Genomic DNA, 6,977 nt, shown 5'->3' on the forward strand with positions numbered 1-6,977 from the left:
CTGGTTCTTCGTGAGTCCGGCCGTCGAGTTCGGCCCGTGGGCGGACGGCCCCCGCACCGGCGCCTACCGCGCCGGTGACGACCTGGTGGTCGCCGACGCCGACGGCAGGTCGACGATCTCCGGCTCGGACTTCGCGGTCGCCTTCGTCGACGAGATCGAGACCCCGAAGCACTCCCGCCGGCGCTTCACAGTCGCCTACTGACCGCCGCGGCACCGCCGGACCAGCCCGTGACGGGGAACGGGGACGGACCTGCGAACGGGAAAAGAACCGTCCCCGAGCAGGCCCGCGTCGACCTGGGCGCGTCCTCACCGGGGATCGAGGACGGCTAGGGTGACGGCGATGAGCGATCAGACCACCGTCCACATGTGGACCGACGGCGCTTGCAAGGGAAACCCGGGGCCGGGCGGCTGGGGGGTGCTGATGACCTACGGCGAACACACCAGGGAGCTGTTCGGGGGCGAGACGCCCACCACGAACAACCGGATGGAACTGCTCGCGGTGATCCGGGGCCTCGAGTCGCTCAACCGGCCCAGCGAGGTGCACCTCCACATCGACTCGGCCTACGTGATGAACGGCATGACGAAGTGGATCCACGGCTGGAAGCGCAACGGATGGCGCACCGCGGACAAGAAGCCGGTGAAGAACGCGGAGCTCTGGCAGGAACTCGAGGCCCTGGTCGCGAGACATCAGGTGCGCTGGGAATGGGTCAAGGGACACGCCGGCGACCCGGGCAATGAGCGCGCCGACCAGCTGGCGAACCTCGGGGTGGAGCAGGTTCGCGGCTGAGCGGCGGCCGCCGGGTGCCGGGCGCCGGGGACGCGTCCTCAGCGGTGGAAGCTGACCGACCGTCCGCTCCTGTCCCGGTAGCCGATCGCTCGGATCGGCTGGCCACCGGTGTCGGATCTGGTCACGATCACGTAGGCCGTGCCTCCCCCGAGGTCGAGGCTGGTCCAGGCAGACCTGTCGGCGGCGAGTTCGACGGACAGATCCTGCGCCCCCTGCGGGAGCACGTCGGCGAGCACCCACGTGGTGCTGTCGTCGAGCGGCGATCGCTCGGAGTACTGCAGCCGGGGGTAGGCGGTCCAGGGCGCCTCGGCCCTGACGTGGACGGCCGTCGTGAAGCCGTTGTCGAGCCGGAACCCGATGCGATCGAGCGCGGCGTCTCTGTACACGGTGACGGACTGGCCCTCCAGGACGACCCTCGAGGTGGGCACGTGGTTGCCGAGGTTGTCGACCAGGCTGCCGTCCGCGGCTTCCCAGATGAACCCGTTGACGTCGCCGGCCTCCCCCCCGGTGTCGAAGGTGAGCAGGACCGCGGTCACATCGAGGCCGCCCGGGCGCATCGAGTCGACATGGGACGGAGACTCCGCCGGGTCGTGCATCGCGACGTCCCACCAGGTGGTTGCCGCGGGCAGCAACGCCACCGCCACCTGCGGAGAGAGCCGCTGCACCGTGACCTCCGTGCCCGTGTGAAAGGCATAGCTGGCGAGCAGGCGTCCGTCCTCGGTGCTCAACTCGGCCGTCACCTCCCACCCGCGGTCCCCCGGTTCGACGTCGAGCCGGACCTTGCGGAACGGGGTGGACTCGGCCAGCGCGATGCCGGTCAGGTCGAAGTAGGCGGGGTTCGCCACCCAGGCCTGGCTGCTCGCCGGAGCGGCGGGCACCGTGGTGGCGTCGAACCGGCCGGCGGCCGTCAGCCCTGCCCACCCGGCCACGGCCGCGAGGGCAACCACGGCGGCGCCGCTCAGCGCCCGCCTGACCGTGCGGAAGCGATACCGCCGGTGCCCTGCGTCCAGGAGGCGGTCCGGGTCGATGCCCAGGTCGGGACACGCGCCTTGAGTGAGCCGCGCGAACTCCTCCCGCATGTGTTGGTCGAGGTCGATCACGGACGGTCTCCTTCCCCGGAGAGGCTGTACTGGGTGCGAAGTGCGGAAAGCCCACGGGACAGGGCCGACTTCACCGAGCCGGCGCTGACCCCCAGCAGTTCGGCGACGTCGGCCTCGGCCAGGTCGTCGAGGTAGCGCAGCACGATCACCTGCCGTTGCCGTGGCGGCAGGGTCGCCAACATGCGCACCAGGTGGTCGCGGTCGTCCACCGTGCGTTGGGCGTCCCGACCATCCGCTGCGTCGGGCTGCTCGACCGGGACGGGCGCCGGTCTGCGCCAGCCGTCGATGCTCAGGTTCACCAGGATCCGGCGGGCGTAGGCGGTCGGATCGCCGTCCCTGACCCTGCGCCACGCGAGATACGTGCGCAGCAGCGCTTCCTGCAGCAGGTCCGCCGCCGCGTCGCGATTCCCGCAGAGCGCGTAGGCCGTCCACGACAGCGACGGGGTGGCCACCCGCACGAACGCCGCGAACTCGGCGTCCATGGCGGGCGCTGGTCGTCCCATCAACATGCGCGGCCTTCCGGCTAGGTGCCTCACCAGTAGAACGCGAATGCGCACGCGAAGGTTGCCAGAACCGGGAGGCCTTCTCCACCGCCGAGTTGTCGCCCCCGAGGGCCAGGGCGACCGGCACGAGGGGACCGACCCGGGTCCGGGAACCCCCCACTACTGGGGGTACCGGCGCGGCGGTCTCGCGGCCTAGCGTGCTGGGGGCGGCCGGGACGGCCCGGCGCGGGCTGGTGCCCTGCGGCCGCGCCGACAGCATCGAAAGGACTGCGCATGTCCGACTTCCTCGGTCACATCTGGGACTTCCTCTGGATGTTCTTCACGATCTTCGTGTTCTTCGCCTGGCTGATGGCGCTGTTCAGCATCATCGGCGACCTGTTCCGCGACCGCGCCCTGTCCGGATGGGCCAAGGCGGTCTGGCTGCTCTTCCTGATCTTCGTCCCGTTCCTGACCGCACTGGTGTACCTGATCGCCCGCGGCTCCGGGATGGCCGAGCGCGCGTCTTCTCAGGCCAGGGCCCGCAAGAATGCCACCGACGACGACATCCGCTCGGTCTCGGGCGGCGCCGCCGGCGAGATCGCCCAGGCGAAGGCGTTGCTGGACGCGGGCACGATCTCCCAGGCCGAGTTCGACACGCTCAAGGCCAGGGCACTGGCCTGAGGCGTCCCGTCACCGGGCCGCGCGCCGGCGCCCACCCTGCTCAGTTGCCGACAAGCAGGGCATCGGCCGCGTCGAGCAGGGCGCCGGCGGCGGAGAATTCCCGGTGGCTGCTGCCCCCGGCATCGCTGGTCACGACACTCGCCGCGGCCGGCCGTCCCTGTGGCAGGGCCCTGATCGTCACCCGGCCCTCCCGCACCTGCGCGACGGCCGTCGCCAGCGCCATCGCCAGGCCGTCGGACACCCCGCTGCCCGCGCCGCTCGCCTCGCCGAGCAACACCACCTCCACCCCCTGCTGCCGGAGCGAGGCGACCGCCGACACCAGCACGGGATGCCGCAGGTGCGGCGCGCGAATCCGGTCCCGGACGTCCGCCTCGACGAACGCCAGTTCAGCCCGAAGTCCGGCGTCCACCGGCTCGCCTGCGCAGAGCCGCTCGAGCAACGGCGTGACGTCCACGCCGATCGAGGCCAGCTCGTCCCTGGTCGCGGCCAGGGCGGCGGCGTCGGCCTCGGCACGCTCCGCCGCGCGCGCAGCAGCGCTGCGGTGCCGCCGTTCCTGCCCCACCATCCAGCGCAGCACCAGGCGCCACGCCGAGGCGGCCACCAGGCACCCGACCGGGATGCCCAGCAGCAGGGCCCACTGCTCCAACGAGGGCTCCTGCGGCACGGCCCAGACCGCGGCGACGCCCGGCACGAGCAGCCCACCGACCAGACCGGCCACCAGATTGCCCCGGACGATCAGGAAGGTCGCCAGGTAGGCGGCCAGGTCGAGCCCCCACACGTCGCCCACGGCGCCGGCCGTCACCAGCGCGGTGACGGCGACGAGGCCGGCGATCCCCACCGTGGCACCGGCCACTGGCGCCGACAGGTCGCGATCCCCCGGTGTGGTCAGGGCCAGGACGCCGATCAGGCCGGCCGCCAGAGCCACCGCCCACAACAGCGGCGCACGGGACAGGCTGCCGTCGACGGCACCCTGCAGGACGCCACAGGACCAGCCGAAGACGAACGCCCATCTCGCACCTGGGGTGCCCAGTCCGCCCGCCGCCGTGGTGGCGGATATCAGTCGCTCCATGCCAGCACCACCTCCGTGCCGAGCCCCGGTGCGCTGTCGATCCGGGCGCACCCGCCGAGATCGGTCATCCGGCCCACGATGCTCTCGGCGATGCCCAGCCGCTGGCCGGAGAGAACGGGATCGAACCCGATCCCGTCGTCCCGGATCCGCACCTGGATCCCTTCCTCCGTCGCGTCGATCCGCACCGTCCGGCTGACGCCGGAGCCGGCATGGAGGACGCTGTTCCGCAGCGCCTCGACGGCCGCCTGGCCGAGGCCGGTGGCGACGTCCAGCGGTACCGGAGCAGAGTGCGACCGCACCTCCACCGTGACCTCGGGATCGATCCGGCGGAGGTCGGCCGCGATCAGGGCGGCGGCCGCCCTCCCGTCGACGCTCGTGTCCGTGGCCGCCGGTCCGGCGCCGGCGGCGCCCAGGGCGTCGATCGCACGCCGGGCGTCCAGACGCAGCGCGCCGGACGGCGGACCGGAGGTGAGCATCGCGGACGTGAGCACCGACAGCACGTCGTCGTGCACGATCCGCTGCAGGGCGACCTGCTGCTCCAGCCGGGCGGCGGCCCGCAGCTGTCGCGTCTGCTCGAGTCGCGCCCTGGCCTCGGTGGCATGCAGCCGCTGCAGCGGGACGCGCAGCGCGACGAAGATGATCAGGTAGAGGACGTTGCCCAGCTGGCCCGGCGTCTCGGCGAGGACGGCCTGGGGGACGTGGCCGAGGAACAGCAGCCCGGACAGTCCCGGCACGAGGCAGTAGGCGAAACCCGTCACGATGGCCACGGCCGGACGTGCCACGAGCATCAACAGCGTGATCACGGCCGGCTCGAGCGTCCACAGCCACGGCACGACGGCTTCGGGGTCGGCCCCGGCCACGCCGAGGACCCAGGTGGCCTGCAGCGCCAGGTACGCGATCGGCACGGCCCGCCAGCACACCTCCAGCACCCGCAGCGGCAGGAACAGCCCTGCCGCGGCCAGCGCGACCACGGCCACGGCGACCAGCCCGCCACCGACGTTCCACCACGGCGCGAACCCGGCGACACCCCCCAGCTGGGCGAGGGTCTGGTCGAGGATCAGGATGCAGCCGCCGATGGCGGTCAGCCAGCCCAGCGGCCGGTCGATCGCCTCCCGCTGCTCAGCGGTCGGCGTCATCGCCGAGCGGGATCAGGCCGTCCTCGACGGCGCGCCGATAGAGATCGACCTTGGTGCGGGCCGCGCGGTCGACCCGCGCGTACTTGCTGCGAATCCGGCGGATGTGGTCCAGCACGGTGTCCCGCGAGATGTACAGCAGCGCGGCCACGCGGTCCGCGGTCTCACCGGACGCGTACAGCCCGAGCACCTCGGCCTCCCGCGGCGACAGGTGGACGTGGACGAAGTCCGGATCGAAGTCCAGCGCCGCCGCCCAGTCCGCGGACGCCGGCACCTCTCCGGCCAGCATGGTGCGGACGGCAAGGACGATCGCGTCCGGCAGCTCGGACTTGCGCAGCATGCCGGCGGCTCCCGCCCGCGCCGCCTCGCGGACCAGGTGCGGGCGGTCCCCCGAGGTGTAGACCAGCACCGGCACCTCGAGGGCGGCGAGAGCCTGCAGGTTCTCGGTGGGCGTGGAGTCGTCGGCCAGGCTCAGGTCCAGCAGGACGCCGTCCAGCGGCGGGCCCTGCGCGAGCAACTCGGGCACGGACGCTGCGGTACCGACCACGAGCAGGTCGGACTGGGCGTTGAGCACCGAGGCCACGCCAAGGATGACGGCCGGGTGATCGTCGACGATCCCGATGCGCGCTCTCATGCCTCTCCCGCCGGAGCGCCATCGCGTGGCGGAACGATGGGCATCCGGCACGGACACCGTACTGAAGCGAGCCGCAGGGATTCCAGCATCCCGTCCGCGGGTGGACACACCGGCGCTCCGCCGCGACGCCACGCCGATGCGGGCGGGGTCAGACGGCGACGACGGTGCGCCCGCCCGCCAGCCGGGCTCCGAGGGCGGTGCCGAGGAGGATGCCGAGCATGATCGCGACCATCGTGGAGGCCGTGGTGACCAGCGTGGTCAGGCCGGCGGAGTCGCCGTCCAGGATGCTGGCCACACCGACCAGGCCCAGCGCGCCGGGCACGAGCAGCCAGAAGGCGGGCAGGAAGCAGGCGAAGGCGGCAGGCCCGCTGCGCTGCCGCGAGACGAGGTAGGCGACCGGCGTCATGGCGAGGGCGCCGACCGCGGCGGAGAGCACGCCACCAAGGAAGAGGTCGCCGATCACCTGTGCCCCGTAGGCCACGTAGAGGACGACCAGGATCCAGCCGATCGATGAGGGGCGGCCGCACTGGTGCACCACCACGCCGATGCCGAACAGCGCGACCGCGAGCCATGGCGCCAGCGGTCCGAGCGGGTTCTGGGCCTGGCTCAGGTCGAGCCGGGGGACACCGACCAGGCTCGCCCCCGCCACGATCCCGACGGCGAGCAGGACCAGCTGCATCGTGCCCGCGGCCAGCCGTCCGGCTCCGGCCATCATCTGGCCGGTCGCCAGCTCGATCACCCCGGTGGTCAGCAGCGCACCCGGCAGGAAGGTGACCAGGGGCGCGATCAGGGCCGCGAGCACCCCTGGATCCACCCCGTACCGGGTCAGGCTGAAGACCGCCGCCGACACCACGAACGCGGTCCCGACCGTGACCAGGGCCTGGTACTGCCGCGCCACGGCCTCGGCGCGCAGGAGCAGGACGCCCACCGCGAGACCGAGGACGGCCGCCGCCCCCACCCCCGCCCAGGACCCGCCGAGCAGGACCGCGAGGCTGGCCGACAGCAGCAGGTAGGCCCCCACGCGCTGGCCCGGCGTCGACGGCGGGGCGAGGCCGCGGACGGTCGCGATCCCCGCGGTCACCGCCCCCGGC

General features: G+C 72.8%; 8 protein-coding genes and 1 pseudogene. 3 read left to right on the plus strand and 6 right to left on the minus strand.

All coding sequences use genetic code 11. The features are described 5' to 3' along the window. A pseudogene (locus tag QM633_RS10025) lies at nt 1–202 on the plus strand (NAD-dependent epimerase); the annotation flags it as partial. Between the two features lie 138 nt (nt 203–340). Then, complete coding sequence (gene rnhA, locus QM633_RS10030; protein ID WP_415153616.1) at nt 341–787, plus strand: ribonuclease HI; 447 nt, start codon at nt 341–343, stop codon at nt 785–787. A 38-nt stretch (nt 788–825) separates the two neighbouring features. Here rnhA and QM633_RS10035 read toward each other — a convergent pair whose 3' ends face one another. Beyond that, complete coding sequence (locus QM633_RS10035; protein WP_415153617.1) at nt 826–1,887, minus strand: hypothetical protein; 1,062 nt, start codon at nt 1,885–1,887, stop codon at nt 826–828. Further along, nucleotides 1,884–2,390 carry a SigE family RNA polymerase sigma factor gene (locus QM633_RS10040; RefSeq protein ID WP_415153618.1) on the minus strand — a complete coding sequence of 169 codons (507 nt, stop codon included), beginning with the start codon at nt 2,388–2,390 and terminating at the stop codon, nt 1,884–1,886. Before QM633_RS10040 ends, QM633_RS10035 begins: the two co-directional genes overlap by 4 nt. Before the next feature lie 273 nt (nt 2,391–2,663). Between QM633_RS10040 and QM633_RS10045 the strand changes: the two genes are divergently transcribed. Continuing rightward, the gene (locus QM633_RS10045) at nt 2,664–3,050 is read left to right on the plus strand and encodes an SHOCT domain-containing protein (protein WP_415153619.1); all 387 of its coding nucleotides are present in this window, start codon (nt 2,664–2,666) and stop codon (nt 3,048–3,050) included. A gap of 40 nt (nt 3,051–3,090) precedes the next feature. On the opposite strand, the gene QM633_RS10050 is transcribed toward QM633_RS10045, so the two are convergent. The 4 genes from QM633_RS10050 to QM633_RS10065 form a co-directional block, all read right to left on the minus strand. Next, nucleotides 3,091–4,119: a hypothetical protein gene (locus QM633_RS10050; protein WP_415153620.1), complete on the minus strand. Its 1,029-nt coding sequence runs from the start codon at nt 4,117–4,119 to the stop codon at nt 3,091–3,093. Beyond that, nucleotides 4,107–5,255 carry a sensor histidine kinase gene (locus QM633_RS10055; protein WP_415153621.1) on the minus strand — a complete coding sequence of 383 codons (1,149 nt, stop codon included), beginning with the start codon at nt 5,253–5,255 and terminating at the stop codon, nt 4,107–4,109. The genes QM633_RS10050 and QM633_RS10055 overlap by 13 nt, the downstream gene beginning before the upstream one ends. Continuing rightward, nucleotides 5,239–5,886 carry a response regulator transcription factor gene (locus QM633_RS10060; RefSeq protein ID WP_415153622.1) on the minus strand — a complete coding sequence of 216 codons (648 nt, stop codon included), beginning with the start codon at nt 5,884–5,886 and terminating at the stop codon, nt 5,239–5,241. Before QM633_RS10060 ends, QM633_RS10055 begins: the two co-directional genes overlap by 17 nt. A 148-nt stretch (nt 5,887–6,034) precedes the next feature. Further along, on the minus strand, nt 6,035–6,977 hold a 943-nt coding region (locus QM633_RS10065), incomplete at its 5' end, for a threonine/serine exporter family protein (protein ID WP_415153623.1).

It is taken from the genome of Propionicimonas sp. (assembly GCF_047606205.1).
Lineage (GTDB): Bacteria > Actinomycetota > Actinomycetes > Propionibacteriales > Propionibacteriaceae > Propionicimonas.

Bases quoted from the DNA above. Each gene is read 5' to 3' on its own strand.
- rnhA (WP_415153616.1), top strand. From the start codon at position 341: ATGAGCGATCAGACCACCGTCCACATGTGGACCGACGGCGCTTGCAAG.
- QM633_RS10040 (WP_415153618.1), bottom strand. From the start codon at position 2,390: ATGGGACGACCAGCGCCCGCCATGGACGCCGAGTTCGCGGCGTTCGTG.
- QM633_RS10045 (WP_415153619.1), top strand. From the start codon at position 2,664: ATGTCCGACTTCCTCGGTCACATCTGGGACTTCCTCTGGATGTTCTTC.
- QM633_RS10050 (WP_415153620.1), bottom strand. From the start codon at position 4,119: ATGGAGCGACTGATATCCGCCACCACGGCGGCGGGCGGACTGGGCACC.
- QM633_RS10055 (WP_415153621.1), bottom strand. From the start codon at position 5,255: ATGACGCCGACCGCTGAGCAGCGGGAGGCGATCGACCGGCCGCTGGGC.
- QM633_RS10060 (WP_415153622.1), bottom strand. From the start codon at position 5,886: ATGAGAGCGCGCATCGGGATCGTCGACGATCACCCGGCCGTCATCCTT.